Consider the following 20,334-nt stretch of genomic DNA (forward strand, 5'->3'; position numbering starts at 1 on the left):
AAAGCGGATATTCTTATGCTAAGAATATCCGCTTTTTATTTTCTTGAATCTAATTAAATCTTAGAAGCAAGTATAAGTGCATTATAAAGATTTACCATTTTACCAGAAACCGTAGTCTCTGCAAACGGTCTAGTATCTTCTGGATTACCACCTACTATTACTCTAGCGCTAGTTGTTAAACCACTGTCCATAATAACATGCTTTACTTGTGACGCTGTTAATTTAGGATATTGTGACCTAATTACCGCTGCAACACCTGCAGTTGCCGGAGACGCCATAGAAGTACCACTTGCATTACGATATTCATTAAGTGGTGCAGTAGAATAAATAGCCGCACCTGGTGCAAATACATCTACAGTACTTTTTCCATAGTTAGAGAAACCAGCTAATAAACCAGAACCGTATTCAAAGTTTAAAGCTCCTACTGTTAAGAAATTATCAGATATTTCAGCACCTGCCATTACTTGATCTTGAGGATATACTTGTGTAAAATCAGTATCAGTACCTTCATTACCAGCTGCATTTACAAAAAGAACATCCTTAGTTTCTGCATACTTAATAGCATCCCAAACCCATTGTGCATTAGGAGAGTGATATTTACCAAAACTACCGTTAATAACTTTCGCTCCATTATCTGCAGCATAACGTATTGCTTTTGCTATATCCTTGTCATACTCATCACCCATACTTACAGCTCTAAGTACCATGATCTCTACATTATTTGCAACACCATTAACACCTAAACCGTTATCACGCTCTGCAGCGATAATACCTGCCACATGCGTACCATGAAAAGCATCTGCTTTTTCTGGATCTGGACCAGAGTATTCATTATTACCATATACTGGTGTATCCCATACGTACTGATCATCATTAAGGATGTCTTTACGGTAGTTAATTTTTAATTTATCTCCGTTTAAAAGCGCGGTAAGACCACTTACTTCACCTTCTAATAAAGTTACAAGTTTAGAAAAGCTCTCATACTGAGGGAAAACTCTATTTGCAATAGCTTTTGCTTGCTCTAATTCTTGATCTTCACTAGTTGCAATTGCTTTTACATCTTCAAGAGTATATTCTTCTTTACCAGTAGCAGCAATTAATTTTGCATCAAAACCTTTTATAGCTGCAATTTGCTGCTCATAAAAAGCTTTTTCTTCTTTGGCATCATTTACTTTACCATCATATTCTTTCTGTGCTTTTGCAACAACATCTGCAGGAAGCATAGCTTTATCTCTTACTATTCTCTCATATTCTAGATTTTCATCAACGATATCTCCTAAGAAATTCCATCCATGAACATCATCTATATAACCGTTGTTATCGTCATCCTTACCATTACCAGCGATCTCGTCTTTATTAGTCCAGATAACTCCATCTAGATCTTCATGCTCTACATCAATACCAGAATCAATAACAGCTACAATAACTGTCTCTCCTTTTTTACCTTTTAGGATTTCTGTATAAGCTTTATTCACACTCATCCCTGGAATGGTATCAGACACAAGGTCCATGTCTTTCCAGTTCTTTGCTTGTTCTTCAGTAAGTGCTTGTGTTTTTAAAGGCGTACTGTCTATATTACCTATAGCTGGAGATACTATTGCACCACCACTACCACAACTAGCTAGTAAACCAGCTGCTGCAACAGTTAAAAATGTAGATTTTAAAATTGAGTATTTCATTTTCTATTAATTATTGTTTGTTTAGTTTTAAAATAAGTCTTTGAAAGTAAAGGTTTGATCTAGCCTCACTCCTTTGTCTGTATGCTTTACAGTTATAATCTCATTATATGGATCGTGTTCTAAAATAAGGTAATACCCCTTAGTTGCGGCTTCATTCAGAAATTTCTCTTTCTCACCTAGGGTCAATAATGGTCTTGTGTCATACCCCATTACATATGGTAATGGAATGTGTCCTACTGTAGGAAGCAAGTCTGCCATGTAAACAAATGTTTTACCATCTAGATGTATATGCGGAATCATCATCTTTTCTGTATGGCCGTCTACAAAAAGGATGTCAAAATCCATTTCATTTTGTTTCTCATAATTGCTGTTTTGAGAAATAAAATTAAGCTGTCCGTTTTCTTCTATGGGCTTGATGTTTTCTGTTAAAAAACTAGCTTTCTCACGGTCGTTAGGTTCTATTGCCCAATTCCAGTGACTAGAGTTAGTATGACATACCGCTTTCGCGAAAGCGGGCTCAAAAAAATCTCCTTTACTACTCTTCTTAATTACACCACCACAATGGTCAAAGTGCAAGTGCGTCAGAAAAACGTCTGTAATGTCGTCGCGAGAGAATCCTTTTTCTTTTAGCGAACTATCTAGATCAAATTTATGATCCATATAATAATAGCCAAAAAACTTTTCTGACTGCTTATTACCCATTCCAGTATCTACCAAAGTAAGTCTATCTCCATTCTCAATAAGCAGGCATCGTGCCGCCATATCAATCATGTTATTAGAGTCTGCAGGGTTAGTGCGTGTCCATAGACTTTTAGGCACCACACCGAACATAGCACCACCATCTAACTTAAAATTACCAGATTCTATTGAGTGTATTTTCATAGTGCATGCAAAATACAAAATGTAGCACCATGCTTACAATGTCTTTAAGAATAAATAAGCATTTTAATAAGCGACTAGCGCTTCTTTAACCACGATTTTTCTAAGTCGGTTCCCAAAGTCGATCAATTTCTTTATTTCTTTAACCCCAGAAGTACGTTGTGTCCTGAAAATTAATAAGGAAACACCGTCAGATTCTACATGATAATATGAATTACATTCAAAGAACTTCACTAAATCGTCATTAAAATATTCCTGAACTTGATAAGGATTTTTCCCTATAAGGTAAAAGCGTTTTGTAAAATCAGAATGGTTATCAATAGGTATATCTTCATATCCTGCAATAGCATATAGACGCTCCATAAAACCTTCTCTATCCAGGGTAAATTCTGGAATAGCATGCTCTAGTTTAATGTGTAACATCGTAGTACGCACATCTTCTTTGGCTATAAATTCACCCTCAGAATAATGAATATCAAACAAGGAGAATGAACTGTCTTCATTGAACAGTCTATTGTATATTTTTTCAATCTTTTTAGTCTTGAAGTATCTAAAATTATCTAAAACCTCTGTATTTCCCTTTACATCGACCTCATACTCTAATGAATAGTCTTGGGCAATTTCTTTTAAAGTAGTCTGTCTTTTAGTAAGGTTACCTGTAATAAAAGGTATACCTGGTATAAGCCTGCGCAATGCAAATGGATGTTGTGAATCTGTGCCATGTAAATCTAGCCCTATAATTTCTAGATGCCCACCTCGTTTATGAAACACATCTTGATAAGCACTTAGATTTTCCATTACTGTGTGATCGACAAATTCACATAACGATAAATCTACCACAACGTCTTCTGTCTCTGGAATGGCATTTAATTTTTCTTTAAGTCTGTAAAAGTTTAAAAAAGTACAGAAATGCTTGACATTAATATAATAATGCTGATCTCCTTTTTTCTCTTTAAACATCAACACATTAGGTTTGCGCCAGTTTTTTATGAAAAGCTCCAGATCCTTATTTAAAATTACATGGATAACAAAGGTCATTAAAACACCTGCCAGAATTCCTGAAATTAACCCAATGAAAAGTGTTACTAATAATGTGGTGAAAAAGATTATAAGCTGCTCTTTTCCTATCTTAAAAATCTTTGCTACGTTACTAGGAGACGCCAGTTTATAACCTGTATACACAAGAATGGCCATTAAAGCTGGCAACGGTATGCGTGTTAATTGCGTACTGAATAAAAGAATAAAAACAACTAGAAAAGTAGCGTGAGCAAAGTTAGAAGATCGATTGCTACCACCATTATTCACATTTACAGAACTTCTTGCTATTACAGTAACGACATTGAGACCTCCTAAAAAACCACTACCTATAGTTGCAAGACCCAGTGCTTTAAGATCTCTATTTACGTTAGACCTTCTTTTTTCTGGATCTAACTGGTCTACTGCCTTAATACTTAACAAAGACTCTATACTAGCTATTAATGTAATCGCAAGAACACTACCCCAGAAACCTATGGAGTTAACAAGATTAAAATTAGGAGTAGGTATGTCAGACACAATCTGGCTGCCTGTAGGAATATTTGAGATCATGTATCTAGGATCTACTGGATGCGGCTGTTGTAATACTAATTCATAGAAGTAACTAACTCCTATAGATATCAAAACTATCCACATAGGCGCTGGGACTAAGTGAAAGTATTTATTTCTAATTTTAGGATAAAACACCATAATAGCAAGTGCTATAACCCCAGATATCGCGGCATAAGTAAAGCCTGAATGGTTATAAGAAAAGACTCCTATTATAGTAGACGGTATAGCAAGTAGGTAATCTATACTACCTGGTAACTTCATCTCATTACCCATCATGATATGAAATTGCTTCCCTAAAATAATAAGTCCTATTGCAGCCAGCATTCCCTGAATAGCACTAGATGGAAAAAAGTCTGCTAGTTTTCCCATTCTTAAAAAGCCCAGTATGGTTAACAACACGCCAGAACATATAATAGCAGCATAGGTACCATTTAAACCTAATGTCGCAACCGCGACTAATATGACACCCACTAGCCCATTACCAGGACCAGAGATAGTGACATTACTACCACCTAGAATAGAGACTAAAACTCCACCTACCACAGCAGCAATAACACCAGCAATAGGTGGTGCCTCACTAGCCATAGCCAGACCTAGCCCTAATGGTAGCGCGATAAGACTAACCACAAAACCACTAAAAATATTTTTGGGTAATGCTTTAAAAAACCCTTTGATGTCTGTTTTCTTCTTCGTCATCTTACTATAAGTACATCAGTAGGCAGTTCATTTAAAATATGCTCTAGATCATGCGGGAAAAACCGATCTAAAAAACTAGACTTTTTAGGCGCATTCATGACCAGTAAATCTGCTCTTACTATTTGAGCATAATGACCTATAGAATAACCACGCTGTCCAAAGATAGGTTGCGTACTTACCTGAATATCTTTCTTTTCTTCGCTAGGTATATGGTTCAATATACCTTGAACACGTAATTCTTCTTGTCGTTTAAGTTTCTCTTTCAGCAAGTTTGCTTTACGTAAACTTTGATCGTCGTCAATTTTTATAGAAACCTTTTCTTGTTCTATCTCTTCCACAATGGTCAGTTGATTGCTTCCTAAACTATGTGCAACATAAAAAGCAGTTTCTATGGTATGCTCTGTGTGCGCATCCTTGAGACCATTTACCACCATGTGTTTGCATGGTTTTCTTATCACACTAGGATTAGTCATCATTAAAACAGAACATGTCGCTTTTCTAGTAAGTTTACGTGCAATAGAGCCTAAATAAAACTTGACAAATTTTTCTTGCTTTAATGCTCCCAGAAGTAACAAATCTATTTTATGTTCCTTAACGGTTTCTAAAATAACCTCTACAGGGTCGCCCTCGTTAAAGATAATTTCATAAGATAATTGTGACTGTCCACAATTACCTATGTATTGATCTATAGTTCTTATTTTTTCATCACTTCTCTGCCCCACATGAATTAAAGACAGCTTTGCACCGAACATGCAACTTAATCTTGCAGCCTCGCTTACGTTTGCTTCTAGTGTAGGGGAAAAAGCGATTCCTATCGCTATATTTTTAAATGAGGTGTAACTCAATGCCTATTATTTGTTAAAAAAACATAAATATAGGCTTAATTATTACTTATTTCGCTTTCGCGAAAGCGTAACCGCTATAAAACTGATAAAAAAGGTTGTAATTTTCCTGAAAATTTAAAAATATGCTAGAACTAGCAGGAATTATTATACTTGGAATACTTGCACAGTGGATGGCATGGAGATTAAAAATCCCTGCTATATTACCGTTAATCATCATAGGTCTACTCGTAGGGCCTATAGCGTCGCTTTACACTGCAGACGCTTCAAAAATTATCGAACCTATGTGGAATGGGGAAAATGGCCTATTCCCTGGTGACAGTTTATTTTACTTTGTGTCACTGGCTATAAGTATCATTCTTTTTGAGGGCGGATTAACTTTAAAGAGAGATGAAATTCTTAACACCGGACCTGTTATCGGTAAATTAATATCAGTTGCTGTTATCATTACATTTGTAGGTGGTGGAGTTGCTGCACATTATATATTTGGTCTTACATGGAAGATTTCTTTGCTATTCTCTGCATTGATAATCGTTACAGGACCTACGGTTATCACACCTATATTACGTAACATACCTTTAAAAAAAGATGTGAGTTCCATCCTTAAATGGGAAGGTATTCTTATTGACCCTATAGGTGCATTATTTGCCGTATTGGTATTTGAATTCATAAGTGCTGGTGCAGGCGGAGAGTTTACACTAGTGGCTTTAGAAGAATTTGGTAAAATCGTATTGTTCGGTTTTTCTTTTGGTTTTTCTTTTGCCCATGCTCTTGCTTTTTCTATTAAGAAAAAACTTATACCACATTATTTATTGAATGTTTTTACACTGGCAGCCGTTTTAGGAGTCTTTGTATTGAGCGACAGTTTTGCTCATGAATCTGGATTATTATCTGTAGTGGTAATGGGAATGGTTTTAGGAAACATTAACTTACCTAACATTAAAGAACTTCTTTATTTTAAAGAGTCTCTAAGTGTTCTATTAATCTCTATCCTATTTATATTACTGGCTGCAAACATAAATATGGAAGATCTTTATCTTATCTACAGATGGGAAACTCTCGTATTATTTGCAATCATGGCATTTATCATACGACCACTAGGGGTTTTTGCTAGCTCAATAAATAGTGGACTTAAATTAAATGAAAAATTATTTATTTCTTGGGTAGGACCTCGTGGTATCGTTGCCGCAGGTATCGCATCACTTTTTGGTTCTAAGCTAGTCTCTCAAGGAATACCTGGTGCAGAATACATTACTCCTCTAGTATTCATGATCGTGTTAGGAACCGTATTACTTAATGCTACTACAGCTAGAATGTTTGCAAAAATAGTAGGCGTTTTCCTTAAACAATCTAATGGTATCATGATAGTAGGTGCCTCTAAATTCTCTAGAGTCATTGCAAAATACCTTAAGGAACACGGCCGCAGTGTCGTATTAGTAGACACCAATGCAAACAATATACGCATCGCCAAAGAAAGCGGACTGGATGCTGTTACAGCAGACATTTACTCTGATTCCATATCAGACGATATTGAATTTAACAATATAGGCTTTTTACTAGCACTGACTGGCAATTCTCAAATTAACGATTATGCTATCGAGCGATTTGAAAAACGTTTTGGAGAAAATGGAGCGTATAGACTGGTACATTCTAACGAGATTAACAATCCTAATAAGAACCCAGTCACTGGCTTATTTTCTGCTACAGATGACTATGTAAACATGATGGAGGTTACACGTCACCACGGTAAAATTCATGAGATTACAATTAAGTCTCAGGAACATTTTGAAGGTCTTATAGAGATTACAAAAACTGACGAAGACATCGTACCTCTATTTATACGTCACGATAACGCCATAGACATCGTACCATCAATGTCAGGTAAAATGGAAATAGAAGAAGGCAGTATTCTTGCTTATATAGGTAAAGAGATAGTAGAGCAAGCCTCTGGAGAAGTAACTATGGAAGAAGAGCAAAATTAATTTCTCTTCTTCTTACATAAAGCAAAAACCCTCATCATAACTGATGAGGTTTTTTTATTTGTGCCCACTTTTATAAAGCAGGACTAAAATCTTACTAGTTAATCATTTAATTTAAGAACAGCCATAAACGCTTGCTGTGGTATCTCTACATTTCCTACCTGACGCATACGTTTCTTACCTTTCTTTTGCTTTTCAAGAAGCTTACGTTTACGAGAGATATCACCACCATAACATTTTGCAGTTACATCTTTACGCAATGCTTTAATCGTTTCACGAGCAATGATTTTTGCACCGATAGCTGCTTGTACAGGAATATCAAATTGTTGACGTGGTATTAACTCACGTAATTTTTCTACCATTTTCTTACCTATGGTATATGCATTATCAAAGTGAATTAAGGCACTTAAGGCATCTACTGTCTGTGCATTTAATAAAATATCTACACGTACTAATTTAGATTCACGCATTCCTAAAGGAACATAATCAAATGATGCATAACCCTTAGAAACAGTCTTAAGTCTGTCATAGAAATCAAAAACAATCTCTGCTAGTGGCATGTCAAAAGTCATTTCTACACGCTCTGTAGTAAGGTAAGTTTGATTAGTTACCACACCACGTTTTTCAATACAAAGTGACATTACATTACCTACAAAATCAGATTTTGTAATAATAGTTGCTTTTATATAAGGCTCTTCTACTCTATTAAGACTAGAAGGCTCTGGTAAGTCAGAAGGATTGTTTACAATAAGAATCTCGTCTGGATTCTTATGAGTATATGCGTGGTAAGAAACGTTAGGCACTGTAGTAATTACCGTCATGTCGAACTCGCGTTCTAGACGTTCTTGAATAATCTCTAAGTGTAACATTCCTAAGAACCCACAACGGAAACCAAAACCTAATGCAGCACTACTCTCTGCCTGAAATACTAATGAAGCATCATTCAGTTGTAGTTTTTCCATACTAGAACGCAAGTCTTCATAATCCTCCGTATCAACAGGGTAAATACCTGCAAATACCATAGGCTTTACATCTTCAAAACCGCCTATAGGGTTTGTAGTAGGTTTAGCATGATCTGTGATCGTGTCACCTACTTTTACTTCTTTGGCTTCTTTAATACCTGTAATTAGATACCCAACATCACCAGCTTTTATTTCTTTTTTAGGAACTTGATTTAGTTTCAAGGTTCCTATTTCATCTGCATAATAACTCTCGCCAGTGGCTACAAATTTAATATGTTGCCCTTTTTTAATAGAACCGTTTATAACTCTAAAAATAGTCTCCACCCCACGGAACTGATTGTACTGTGAGTCAAAAACAAGTGCCTGTAATGGCTCATCAGGATCTCCAACAGGTGCAGGGACTCTTTCTATAATAGCATCTAAAATATCTTGAATACCTAATCCTGTTTTTGCACTAGCCGGTATCACCTCACTAGGATCACAACCTAAAAGATCTACGATATCATCTGTAACCTCTTCTGGATTTGCACTAGGAAGATCTACTTTATTTAAAACAGGTATAATTTCTAAATCATTTTCTAGTGCTAGATAAAGATTAGAAATAGTTTGTGCTTGTATACTTTGTGCTGCATCTACTATTAACAACGCTCCTTCACAGGCAGCGATAGAACGAGACACTTCATAAGAAAAGTCTACGTGACCAGGCGTGTCTATTAGGTTAAGGATGTACTGCTCACCGTCTGGCGCCGTATAATCCATTTGTATAGCATGTGATTTAATAGTTATCCCACGCTCACGCTCTAGATCCATATTATCTAACAGTTGCGCCTGAGATTCTCTCTTAGTAACTGTTTGTGTAGCATCTAAAAGCCTGTCTGCCAGTGTACTTTTACCGTGATCAATATGTGCGATGATACAAAAATTACGTATATTCTTCATAGTCCTTTACAATAGGGTGCAAATATAATCTAAAAGATGTCCTTAAGTTTTCTTGATCTTTGGTATTTTAGCTAACCATTAACCGCTCAAAATGAAATACCTACCTTTTCTCACCTTTCTTATAGTACTTAGTACGACTGCACAAACTAATCTTACAGGTACTGTAAACAGTACAAATAAAACAGGAATACCTTATGCAACTGTAGTTACATTTAAAATGCCTGATAGTGTTTTTCATAAAGCCACCTCGGCAAATGAAAAAGGAGTTTTTAAATTTAATAATTTTGAACAAGGCACTTATACATTTCAGTTTTCTTCAGTTGGATATGTACCGCTTTCGCGAAAGCTAAACATTACAACTAATGAATCGTTAGGAGAATTTATCTTAGAAGAAGACACAGCACAGCTAGACGCAGTAGTATTAACAGCTGCAAAACCTACCATCGATAAAAAAGCAGACCGACTGGTTTTTAATGTTGAGAACACCATTTTAAGCGTTGGTAATACTCAAAACCTTTTAAAAAAGACACCTGGTATATTTGAGATGGAAGGAACTTACATGGTTCAAAACTCTCCTGCTGTAATTTATATTAACAACAAGCGTGTGTATTTAACTAATGAAGAGCTAGATGCATTATTACGTGGTTATAGTGCTGATAACATCAAGAGTGTAGAGGTTATCACAAATCCGCCTGCTAGTTATGATGCAGAAGGTGTTGCCGTCATTAATATCAACACCTCAAAAGGTATCTCTCTAGGCTATAAAGGAAACGTAAGTGGAAAATGGACTCAAGGTACTTTTACTAAATACCAGATAGGAACCTCTCACTTCTATAAGAATAACTGGTTAAATGTTTATGCTAACTACAACTACAACCCTAGGAAGGATTTTAAATTTGACGACTCACAAATAGGTTTCTTTAATCCTGATGGAAGTAGGTCTGAAAGACGTTTTACTGAGTTAGAAAAAATAGAACGCAGTGCCTCTCATAATTTTAATACGATCGTAGACATAACAGTAAATGAAAAAAATTCATTGAGCTTTTCTGGTAATTACAGCAGTAATGAAAATAATGATGCCAGTTATCAAAATGAAACTTTTATCTTACAAGAAGGCGCCACTACTTTTTCTGGCTTTAATACCGATTCTGATTTTGAGAAAAACAGAACTAACGGTTTTGTAAATGCACAATGGCAACATGTTCTTAATGATAAAGGTGCAACATTAAACCTAGAAGGTAATTACATCTTTACCGATAGTGATCAGGTACAAAACCTTACTTCGACTTTCTTTGATACTAGCCAGACTACTACAGGTACTAATAGTTTTTTAACAGATGCTTTTCAAGAAATAGATATCTACACCGCAAAATTAGATTACAACACGAGTATAGGTAACTACCAGTTAAATACTGGACTTAAATTTTCTAATGTAACATCTACAAGTTCACAGAACTTTTTTGACACTGATAGTGGCAGCACACTTAACCCAGCCTTCTCAGATTTGTTTTTATATGACGAGAGCATTTATGCAGCATATGCACAAATAGAGCGTAATTGGGAAAAATGGTCTCTCGCAGCTGGATTGCGTGCAGAACAGACAGACGTAGAAGGCGACTCTCAATCTCTAGGACAGGTTAACACACAAGAATATCTAGAGTTTTTCCCTAATCTAGCCATAACTAATCAGGCAAATGAGAATAACTCCTATACCCTAAGTTATAAAAGAACCATAGACAGACCTAGATATGCAGACTTAAATCCTTTTAGTTCTTTTATAAATGACTTTAACTTTAGTACAGGAAACCCAAATCTACAACCAGCTTTTAATAACAAATACACGATAAGCTGGAATCATAAAAACACGTGGTTTGTAGATGCTTATTTCCTCTATACAAAAGATGTACTAAGTGAGGTGCCTTTTCAAAATAACAGTAATAACCAGTTAAACTCGCAAAGTATAAATCTAAATTATGAATTGCAGTATAGTATAGATGCAGCAACCTATAGATACATAAATGACAGCTGGTATACAGGACTAAGCAGTAGCTTGTTCTATATGGAAAATGAAACTAGAGCAGTACAATCTGGAAATGTGGATGTGAAAACGTCTACCACAGGTTTATATTTAAGTTCTTTTAATAGAATCAATCTAGCAGATAATAGAACTTTATCCATGGACATAGAAGCGTCTTATATCTCCAGTCTTCTATTCGGTACCTATGAATGGGGTGGCTCATTCCCCACTAGCATCAGCTTTAATAAAAGTTTATGGAATAGAAGAGCGCAATTAACTCTTGCAGTTAACGACATCTTTAAAACCCAAAATCAAAGACTTACTACACGTTATTTAAACCAAGACAATTATTACCTAGCACTACCAGAAACTAGAACCATAAGCGTGGGCTTCACTTATAACTTTGGTAACTTTAGACTAGAAAATAATGAAATAACGACTCCAGAAGAACAGAATCGTACAACTAAAAAAGAAGTAGGTTTATAAATAACTATAAATCTTGTTCAAAATAAAAAAGGCTTTCCATTTCTGGAAAGCCTTTTTAAGTAAAAGAAATATATTGTTTTAGAACTTGTAGTTAAGACCTACTAAGTAGTAAGACTGTAACTTGTTATCTACTGTATCAAAATCTAATGGAGTAGCACCTACCGCTAGGTTATCGTTAGCAAAGTTTAAAGCTTCTTGCTTATTACCTCTTAAACCAAATTCAAAACCTACACCTATGTTTTTCCATAATGTGTAACCGAATGAGTTGATCCAAGTATAATTAGAAAGGTCGCTGTCTTCATAGCTATAGAAAGCAGATAAATTAGATTTAAAACTTACTTTACCAATACTACGAGTATAATCTGCAACTACTTTTGCACCTAGAGAAGATTCAAAAACTGCGTCATTCTTAGCAAATACGAAGTTGTAGTTTAATGGGTGCACTACTACTACAAGATTATCTGTAGGAGTCCATGTTGCACCTACACCTACGTCTAGGTAACCTGGGTCATTAAAGTTACTTAAGATAGTAGTACGGTATTCAGCTAGTGTTGATACAGCAATTTTCTCAGTTAATTTATAACCATAAAGAGAAGAGATATTAAAAACATCTGTTGCCTCTTGGAAACTATCATCATCAGTAGGATCATCTTTATCGTCAAATTTTACCCAACCTAGGTTGATGTTTAATGAATTTCTCCAGAAGTATTTAGGTTGCTTTAAGTTTGCAAATGCATTTGCAGTAAGACCTATATTTCCAGCAGATACGTTTGCACTACCTTGAGAGTACCAGTTATCAAAACTAGATAGGTTAACACCCAAAGTACCAAAAGCACCTTTTTTCCATCCTGGAAGAGCATCTATTTTTCCTTGAATAGCATTTACTCTAGATTGAATTTGAGCAATTGAATCTTGTTTTACCTTTTTCAACGCCTTTAATTCGGCCTCAGTTTGGGCAATTGCAGTGCTCACTGTAAATAAAAGCACTAGAGATAATAATATTTTTTTCATAGTAACTATTGTTATAATTACTGCAAAAATAGCAATACCCTAACCTAATCACTTAAAACATCTTTGTAGGAAAACTAAAAATACGATTAAACGCACTTTTTAAAGATAATTAACGACCTTTAACATACGTACTTTTTAAAATATAGATGTCCTCAATAAGTTTTAATACATCTTCTTCACTCGTACCGTCATAAGAGCGACCTCTTAATCTACCTTCTTTATCTACTAGAAGAAAGTTTTCTGTATGGATAAGCGCATAGTCACCACCGTATTTATTCTCCTTTGCAGCGAGGTAGGATTTACGTGCTAGATCATAAATTTGCTTGCGATCACCAGTAACGAGATTCCATTTAGAATCCATCACTCCTTTTTTAACAGCATACTTTTTAAGAACCTCTACACTGTCTATTTCTGGAGTTACACTGTGAGAAAGAATCATCACATCAGGATCGTTCTTAAATTCTTCTTGTACTAGCGTCATGTTCTTAGTCATCACAGGACAAATAGTAGGACAGGTAGTAAAGAAAAAATCTGCTACATAAATTTTATTATCATAATCCTTATCTGTAATGGTATCACCATTCTGATTCACTAATTGAAAAGGAGCTATCTTGTGATACTTCTTTACAAAAAGCATAGAATCATCTACCAGAGTAGGATCAAATTTATCTGGCTGTAATATAGGCAAGGTCTTATCTGGTGTTAAGGCATATTGAAAAGAAGCCATTATCCCACCACATAAAATGACCATAAATAAGATGCGCCATTTATTTTTACTAAGAAATTGAAGCATTTGTGATACTTTTTTACAAAATTACAACCTAATAATCCTATTGATGACTGTTTAACAACTTTCCTTACTAGAAATTCCAACTTGATGAAGAATTTTAAAATAATGTATTTGATCGTTTTAGTTCTCGCTTTCGCGAAAGCGGAACAGTCACAAGCACAAATCACTACATCTCAAGAAGGCGTAGATGCTTGTCTTTTAAAATCTACATTATTTAACTCAGGAAATAGGGTAGTAAATGGACTTACCGCAAATTACGATCTTAAATATGTACGACTAGAACTAGACGTAGATCCAGATGTGGCTATCATATCTGGTACAGTAACATCACATTTTACTGCAGTAGGCGACATAAATCAAGTCGTTTTTGATCTAGCGTCTAATATGGTTGTAAGTCAGGTAACTCAACGAGGTACTGCGCTTAATTTTGTGAATAATGGAAATGATGAACTGGTAATTGATCTTCCTGCTATTCAAAACAATAGTGTATTAGACAGTCTGAGTGTTACCTACAGTGGTAATCCTATAGCTAGTGGTTTTGGTAGTTTTGCACAGACCACACATAATAACTCTGGAATTATCTGGACACTTTCTGAGCCTTATGGAGCAAAAGCATGGTGGCCATGTAAGCAAGATCTTAATGATAAAATAGACCAGACAGATGTAATTTTAAATGTACCGACCGGCAACACTGGTATTTCTAATGGTCTTATGACTTCAGAAAGTATAACGCCTACAGGTAAAACTTTTAAATGGCAACACAATCACCCTATACCTGCCTATTTAATAGCTATCGCAGTAACAAATTATTCTAAATATACGGAGATGGTAGGCAGCGGTGCAACGGCTTTTCCTATAGATAACTATGTGTATCCAGAAAATCTAACTAGCGCACAATCGAGCACCGCAGTGACGGTTCCTATTATGAACTTTTTTGAAAACACCTTTGGTCCTTACCCTTTTAGAGATGAAAAATATGGGCATGCACAATTCGGTTGGGGTGGTGGTATGGAGCATACGACTATTAGTTTTATGGGTAACTTTAGTCGCGGTTTAATCGCTCACGAACTAGCCCACCAGTGGTTTGGTAATAAAGTAACCTGTGGCAGCTGGCAAGACATATGGCTCAATGAAAGTTTTGCCACTTACTCTACAGGAATGACGGTAGAGCATCTAGATGGTAACGACGCGTTTAAATCATGGCGCGTTAATGCAAACAATAGAGCAACTACAGACTTGGACGGCAGTGTTTATGTACCAGCGACAGATACCTTAAGTGTAGGCCGTGTTTTTAATGGTAACTTATCTTATAATAAAGGCGGTATGGTTTTACACATGCTACGCAAAAAATTAGGTGATGCTGATTTTGAACAAACACTCCAAAATTATCTTAACGACTCGCAACTCGCTTACAACTATGCCAAAACCCCACAATTTAAATCAATAGCAGAAACAACTAGTGGACAAAATCTAGACGAATTTTTCAACGATTGGATTTATGGCGAGGGCTACCCACAGCACAACATAAACTGGATAGATATACCGAATGGTATCTCTATAAATTACATTCAAACACCTACTCATCCTTCCGTAAGTCTATTTGAAATGCAGTTGCCTATTAAAATAATAGGTGCCGCCGGAGAAGTACAATGGGACACCATTCTGGTCAATAGTCTGACTCAAAATAAGAGAATACGCGTACCATTTGTGGTTAGTTCTATAGAAATAGATCCAGATGTTGATACCATAAGTAAGAACAATACTGCTACACTAGGTTTAGATACCGCTTTCGCGAAAGCGGAATACCAACTCTACCCCAACCCAACTTCTTCCACCTTTCAAATTACAGGCATGCAAGATGATTTTACAGCCCTTAAAATCTATGATTTACATGGAAGAATGATTATAGATTATAAAAATCAATTACTTAACAACCCTTCTTTAACTTTTAAAGCGCCACAAACCAGTGGGATTTATTTTCTAAATCTAACTACAGAAAGAGGTACAACCATAGAGAAACTACTTGTACGCTAAATCTATAACTGCATTATGTGGACTGTTATGAATGACCTATTTTTGCTGGTCTAAAATTAAAATTATATGCACCCTACGGTTGTTCTTATTATAAACTTTTTAATGAGTCTTTCCCTTCTTATCGTTTTACACGAGTTGGGACACTTTATACCTGCTAGACTATTTAAAACACGAGTAGAAAAATTTTACCTATTCTTTGACATCAAATATTCTCTATTTAAAAAGAAAATAGGAGAAACTGTTTATGGGATAGGCTGGTTACCTCTAGGTGGTTATGTGAAAATATCAGGAATGATAGATGAGAGCATGGACAAGGAGCAAATGGCTCAGGAGCCTAAAGAGTGGGAATTTAGATCTAAGCCAGCATGGCAACGATTAATAATCATGTTAGGTGGTGTATTTGTAAATGTGGTGGTAGGTTTTGTGATCTACATCTGTTTAATAGCTTTTAACGGTACAAATGAAGCACAAGGTGAAGATTATAAATACGGTTTTGGTTTTCCAGAAACACTAGAAGATATAGGTTTTAAACAAGGTGATAAAGTACTTCTTGCAGACAATGACACTATAGAATATGCTCCATCATTTAACCATATGCTTATTTTTAGAGACATCTCTACCGTTACTGTAATAAGAGATGGTAAAAAAGTAGATGTTACTATTCCTGAAGATATAGGTAGCAGGATGTTCCAAGCAGGAGTCCCTAGTTCTTTAGAAGCGAGATACCCATTTAAAGTAGGTGAAGTTGCTGCAGGCACAAAAGCAGATAGTATAGGTATAAAAACTGGAGCAACTATTAAATCTGTTGCAGGATTCCCTATCAATTATAACACAGATTATACCTATGCAATAAACCACAAAGTAAAGAATCATGAACCTTTTCATGTAGTATGGGAATATGAAGGTAAAACTTATGACAAAGAAGTAGTCTTCACAACTAAAGAAGTTAAGAGCTTTATCTTTTTTACCAAAACTGTTGAAGAACCTAAAATTCTAGGATTCACTAAACCTTCTACAGACAAGGACTATGCATCTGTAACAAGAAAGAAGTATTCATTCAGTGAAAGTATTTCTGCTGGTATTTCAAAAGGTTACATGACCATGCACGATTACGTTGTGCAGTTTAAATATGTTTTCACTAAAAAAGGAGCGAGCCAGCTAGGTGGTTTTGGAACTATTGCAAAATTATATCCGGACACATTTGATTGGTCGGCTTTTTGGGGCACGACAGCGTTTATATCTTTTATTCTCGCTATCATGAACATACTACCTATTCCAGCTTTAGACGGTGGTCACGTGATGTTTTTACTGTATGAAATTATCACTGGACGCAAGCCTGGAGACAAGTTTTTAGAAAAAGCGCAAATTATAGGTATCGTTATTTTACTTTCTTTAATGCTCTATGCAAATGGAAATGACCTCTTTAAGGCACTGTTTGGATAAAAGTTTTAAAAAATATCAAATTTTTTAGTTTAAAAGTTTGTCAAATATAAAAAACATACTAAATTTGCCATCGCTTAAGCAAATAGCTTGAGTTTGTGTATATCACAGTCCTCCTTAGCTCAGTTGGTTAGAGCATCTGACTGTTAATCAGAGGGTCCTTGGTTCGAGCCCAAGAGGAGGAGCAAAAATAGCCGTTCAGTAATGAGCGGCTTTTTTTATACCTTAAAATCAACCATTTACGTTTTTCCGTTATTAAGAACATCTTATTTACAACCTTTTTAGGTACAGAATAAGGATACCCTTAAAATTATTTTGGTCTACCCTTCCGTATTGTTTTAATTTATTAATAATCAAATAAATAAACATGAAACATACAAAACTATACATCAGATTTTTTGCTGTACTAAGCAAACAAAACAAAAAAGGTTATTGCCCTATACGTTGCAAAATATCTTTTAACACATCTTCGATAAAATTCTCAACTGGAATATTTGTAGATCCAAACAACTGGTCTAAAGATGATCAAGAAGTTATTGATACTGATATTGACCACATAACTAAAAATGGAATGCTTCAATTGATAAGCTCTAAATTATTGAAAATTGAATTAGAACTACAATTACAATCACGAGACATTGACGTCAGAGCTATTTACAATAGATATAAAGGAGTAGACAAAGAAAAGTCTATATGTGTGTCCAAGTTTTACGATAACTATTTAAACAGGCTTAAAAAGCTTATTGATAAAGATATCAAACTATCAACTTGGAACAAGTTCAAATACATTAATGACCACGTATCTGAATTTGTAAAAACTAAGACTATAAACAACACCTCTATAGACAAGCTAGACATTTCATTTCTTGAAGAGTTTGAGTACTGGCTTAAAACAACAAAAAATCAAAAGCAGATAACTATCAATAAGACTATACAACGTTTCAGAAAGCCTTTTAAGATAGCAGTAAACGAAGGTGTTCTGAAACTTGATCCTTTTGCGAGTTATAAAACAAAAACAGTTTCAAGTCAAGTAATTTTCTTAACTAAAGAAGAGTTAGAGGTGTTTGAAAATAGAGTCCTCAAACAAAAAAGGCTAGAACTAGTAAAAAAACTATTTGTATTCTGCTGTTATTCAGGGTTAGCTTATGCAGAAATGTCAGCTCTAAACAGATCACATATTCAAAAGGGTTTTGATGGTAAGGATTGGATTAATATTAAAAGGATGAAAACCAATAAAGAAGTAGCTATACCCCTTCTACCTAAAGCCAATTTTATATTGAATGAACTAGAATTTTACAATAATAACGAGTTACCTAAATTATCCAATCAAAGGTTTAATAGCTACTTAAAGGAAATTGCTGCTATCCTAGATATTGATAAAAGATTAACCCATCACACTGCTAGAAAAACATTTGCTTCAACTGTTTTACTTTACAACAATGTACCAATGGAAATAGTACAAAAGTTATTAGGCCATTCAAGTATTACAGTAACTGAACAGAGTTATGGAAGAATTCTAAAAAAACAGATAAGTGAACAAATGGCTAAATTTTATTAACTTTAAAATAGATTAAGATTATTTAGTGCCCTACCAACTATTAAAACACCTCAATGATACAACTACCTCCATTAAAGAAAAAAACAAGTATAAACCTGGCTGACGAAGAGAAAACCATCCAGTTTACTGGTGCAGGTATGCTTATTGGTTCTTTAGGATCTAAAGATCAATTTTTCACCAACAAATCTGGTGTTGAAAAGGCTTATCGCCTTGCAACTGTTAAGGTTAACATCCCTAAGATTGGTGAGAAAAACTTATTGTTACAAATTCATGAAAGTAACCTTAAGTACATGGCTGGTCTTAAGAAAGAGGATGAGTGGGAGTCTGAAGATCAGAAAGAAGATGCTATTGAAGCCTTTGAATCTGGTAAAACATATCGTACAACAGTAAGGCCTGTTAGAAAGACTGATGGCTTTGGTTTCACGCTACTTGGCAACATGTCACACGAACTATATAATTATGATTTAGAAAAGTTCTTGGGGGTTTATAGATTTATAGACTTTAATGATTATCAGGAATATTTTCTAATAATTTTAAATTCAACCAAGGCTTTATTACTGTATAAAAAATCAAAGGAAATAATAAATCGTGAGAATATTCTAAGACTATACGAAGAGTCATATGAGACCTTGGAGGACATGGCAATAGGTTTTAATGACAAGAAAAATGAATCCTCACTTAATTTATTTTCCCTAATGAATTTAGGCTCTGATTTTATAGGCTTTAATTCTAACTATAATAAACTTTTTGGACTCAATACTTATCAATGCCTAAGAATTGAAGCAAGTTATCATCGTAATTCTGATTCTAATACTTTACCATCATTGATAGTAGATATGTATTCAATTCATAAAGAGACATTAAATGGTAAGGAAAATCAAAAAACTAAAACAATGTCTAAGGTTTTGTTCTCAAAAATTTTATAATTTTTTTTCAAAATTTATCAGCGTTTAGTAACATACAAATCACCCCCATGCTTTTTAAGAATTGGGAATAGTCCCTACCAATAATCTTAAATAATTAAAACTATGGTAACGATTACAGATTACAAAACGATTGAGAAAGAAAACGGAGAATCATTCAACTTATTGATAGTCCAAGGAGGATTACAAGTTGAAAAGAGTAAAACTACTGGTAAAACTTATTTCACTGCAAAAACTGCTACAGTGTCTAGTACGTTTGATGAGAACATGTGTAAATCATTAATAGGACAACAAATTGATGGTAGTGTTAAAAAGGTTTCAGCAGAACCTTATGAGTATACAGTACCATCTACAGGAGAGATTATTACCCTAAGTCATAGTTATCAATATGTAGATGAAAGCGGCACAATAGTCAATGAACAGGTTGCTACAGAGCAAGTGATATACTAAATAACCATAACATAATTTAAATTAGAGTCTTTCATATGAAAGGCTCTTTTTTTTTGCTTAAA

14 protein-coding genes and 1 tRNA gene are annotated in these 20,334 nt (G+C 34.9%); 8 read left to right on the top strand and 7 right to left on the bottom strand.

All coding sequences use genetic code 11. From position 1 onward, the window contains the following. Nucleotides 1-53: 53 nt before the first annotated feature. The 4 genes from ACJJVN_RS11600 to ACJJVN_RS11615 all read right to left on the bottom strand — a co-directional run bounded on the left by ACJJVN_RS11600 (nucleotide 54) and on the right by ACJJVN_RS11615 (nucleotide 5,686). A complete protein-coding gene (locus ACJJVN_RS11600; protein WP_405370296.1) occupies nucleotides 54-1,679 on the bottom strand; it encodes a S8 family peptidase in 1,626 nt (541 codons plus the stop codon). 27 nt (nucleotides 1,680-1,706) lie between these two features. After that, nucleotides 1,707-2,561, bottom strand: coding sequence for an MBL fold metallo-hydrolase (locus ACJJVN_RS11605; RefSeq protein WP_405378212.1), 855 nt, complete (start codon nucleotides 2,559-2,561; stop codon nucleotides 1,707-1,709). A 63-nt stretch (nucleotides 2,562-2,624) separates the two neighbouring features. Further along, on the bottom strand, nucleotides 2,625-4,841 hold the full coding sequence (locus tag ACJJVN_RS11610) for a SulP family inorganic anion transporter (protein WP_405370293.1): 2,217 nt from the start codon (nucleotides 4,839-4,841) through the stop codon (nucleotides 2,625-2,627). Then, a complete protein-coding gene (locus ACJJVN_RS11615; RefSeq protein WP_104514053.1) occupies nucleotides 4,838-5,686 on the bottom strand; it encodes a universal stress protein in 849 nt (282 codons plus the stop codon). The genes ACJJVN_RS11610 and ACJJVN_RS11615 overlap by 4 nt, the downstream gene beginning before the upstream one ends. Nucleotides 5,687-5,808: 122 nt before the next feature. Here ACJJVN_RS11615 and ACJJVN_RS11620 point away from each other — a divergent pair, with 122 nt between their 5' ends. Continuing rightward, entirely contained in the window at nucleotides 5,809-7,665 is a 1,857-nt protein-coding gene (locus tag ACJJVN_RS11620) for a cation:proton antiporter (protein WP_405378214.1), read from the top strand. Nucleotides 7,666-7,763: 98 nt separating this feature from the next. On the opposite strand, the gene lepA is transcribed toward ACJJVN_RS11620, so the two are convergent. Then, nucleotides 7,764-9,563, bottom strand: a complete 1,800-nt coding sequence (gene lepA / locus ACJJVN_RS11625) for a translation elongation factor 4 (protein WP_405378216.1) — start codon at nucleotides 9,561-9,563, stop codon at nucleotides 7,764-7,766. A 91-nt stretch (nucleotides 9,564-9,654) separates the two neighbouring features. Here lepA and ACJJVN_RS11630 point away from each other — a divergent pair, with 91 nt between their 5' ends. Then, nucleotides 9,655-12,066, top strand: coding sequence for an outer membrane beta-barrel protein (locus tag ACJJVN_RS11630; RefSeq protein WP_405378218.1), 2,412 nt, complete (start codon nucleotides 9,655-9,657; stop codon nucleotides 12,064-12,066). Nucleotides 12,067-12,144: 78 nt separating this feature from the next. Here the strand turns inward: ACJJVN_RS11630 and ACJJVN_RS11635 are convergent, their stop codons facing one another. Next, entirely contained in the window at nucleotides 12,145-13,077 is a 933-nt protein-coding gene (locus ACJJVN_RS11635) for a DUF3078 domain-containing protein (RefSeq protein ID WP_104514057.1), read from the bottom strand. A gap of 109 nt (nucleotides 13,078-13,186) precedes the next feature. Beyond that, complete coding sequence (locus tag ACJJVN_RS11640; RefSeq protein WP_405378220.1) at nucleotides 13,187-13,870, bottom strand: SCO family protein; 684 nt, start codon at nucleotides 13,868-13,870, stop codon at nucleotides 13,187-13,189. 84 nt (nucleotides 13,871-13,954) lie between these two features. Here ACJJVN_RS11640 and ACJJVN_RS11645 point away from each other — a divergent pair, with 84 nt between their 5' ends. The 6 genes from ACJJVN_RS11645 (at nucleotide 13,955) to ACJJVN_RS11670 (ending at nucleotide 20,272) form a co-directional block, all read left to right on the top strand. Continuing rightward, nucleotides 13,955-15,901, top strand: a complete 1,947-nt coding sequence (locus ACJJVN_RS11645; protein ID WP_405378222.1) for a M1 family aminopeptidase — start codon at nucleotides 13,955-13,957, stop codon at nucleotides 15,899-15,901. Nucleotides 15,902-16,003: 102 nt separating this feature from the next. After that, complete coding sequence (gene rseP / locus ACJJVN_RS11650; protein ID WP_405370283.1) at nucleotides 16,004-17,344, top strand: RIP metalloprotease RseP; 1,341 nt, start codon at nucleotides 16,004-16,006, stop codon at nucleotides 17,342-17,344. Nucleotides 17,345-17,452: 108 nt separating this feature from the next. Continuing rightward, nucleotides 17,453-17,526 (top strand) — tRNA-Asn (locus ACJJVN_RS11655). 182 nt (nucleotides 17,527-17,708) lie between these two features. Next, on the top strand, nucleotides 17,709-18,899 hold the full coding sequence (locus ACJJVN_RS11660) for a tyrosine-type recombinase/integrase (protein WP_405378224.1): 1,191 nt from the start codon (nucleotides 17,709-17,711) through the stop codon (nucleotides 18,897-18,899). A gap of 53 nt (nucleotides 18,900-18,952) precedes the next feature. Then, nucleotides 18,953-19,825, top strand: coding sequence for a hypothetical protein (locus tag ACJJVN_RS11665; RefSeq protein WP_405378226.1), 873 nt, complete (start codon nucleotides 18,953-18,955; stop codon nucleotides 19,823-19,825). 102 nt (nucleotides 19,826-19,927) lie between these two features. Then, a complete protein-coding gene (locus ACJJVN_RS11670) occupies nucleotides 19,928-20,272 on the top strand; it encodes a hypothetical protein (protein ID WP_405378227.1) in 345 nt (114 codons plus the stop codon). Nucleotides 20,273-20,334: the final 62 nt, after the last annotated feature.

It is taken from the genome of Nonlabens sp. Asnod3-A02 (assembly GCF_045063755.1).
Lineage (GTDB): Bacteria > Bacteroidota > Bacteroidia > Flavobacteriales > Flavobacteriaceae > Nonlabens > Nonlabens xylanidelens.

Bases quoted from the DNA above. Each gene is read 5' to 3' on its own strand.
- ACJJVN_RS11605 (WP_405378212.1), bottom strand. From the start codon at position 2,561: ATGAAAATACACTCAATAGAATCTGGTAATTTTAAGTTAGATGGTGGT.
- rseP (WP_405370283.1), top strand. From the start codon at position 16,004: ATGAGTCTTTCCCTTCTTATCGTTTTACACGAGTTGGGACACTTTATA.
- ACJJVN_RS11635 (WP_104514057.1), bottom strand. From the start codon at position 13,077: ATGAAAAAAATATTATTATCTCTAGTGCTTTTATTTACAGTGAGCACT.
- ACJJVN_RS11630 (WP_405378218.1), top strand. From the start codon at position 9,655: ATGAAATACCTACCTTTTCTCACCTTTCTTATAGTACTTAGTACGACT.
- ACJJVN_RS11600 (WP_405370296.1), bottom strand. From the start codon at position 1,679: ATGAAATACTCAATTTTAAAATCTACATTTTTAACTGTTGCAGCAGCT.
- ACJJVN_RS11660 (WP_405378224.1), top strand. From the start codon at position 17,709: ATGAAACATACAAAACTATACATCAGATTTTTTGCTGTACTAAGCAAA.
- lepA (WP_405378216.1), bottom strand. From the start codon at position 9,563: ATGAAGAATATACGTAATTTTTGTATCATCGCACATATTGATCACGGT.
- ACJJVN_RS11670 (WP_405378227.1), top strand. From the start codon at position 19,928: ATGGTAACGATTACAGATTACAAAACGATTGAGAAAGAAAACGGAGAA.
- ACJJVN_RS11640 (WP_405378220.1), bottom strand. From the start codon at position 13,870: ATGCTTCAATTTCTTAGTAAAAATAAATGGCGCATCTTATTTATGGTC.
- ACJJVN_RS11645 (WP_405378222.1), top strand. From the start codon at position 13,955: ATGAAGAATTTTAAAATAATGTATTTGATCGTTTTAGTTCTCGCTTTC.
- ACJJVN_RS11610 (WP_405370293.1), bottom strand. From the start codon at position 4,841: ATGACGAAGAAGAAAACAGACATCAAAGGGTTTTTTAAAGCATTACCC.
- ACJJVN_RS11620 (WP_405378214.1), top strand. From the start codon at position 5,809: ATGCTAGAACTAGCAGGAATTATTATACTTGGAATACTTGCACAGTGG.
- ACJJVN_RS11665 (WP_405378226.1), top strand. From the start codon at position 18,953: ATGATACAACTACCTCCATTAAAGAAAAAAACAAGTATAAACCTGGCT.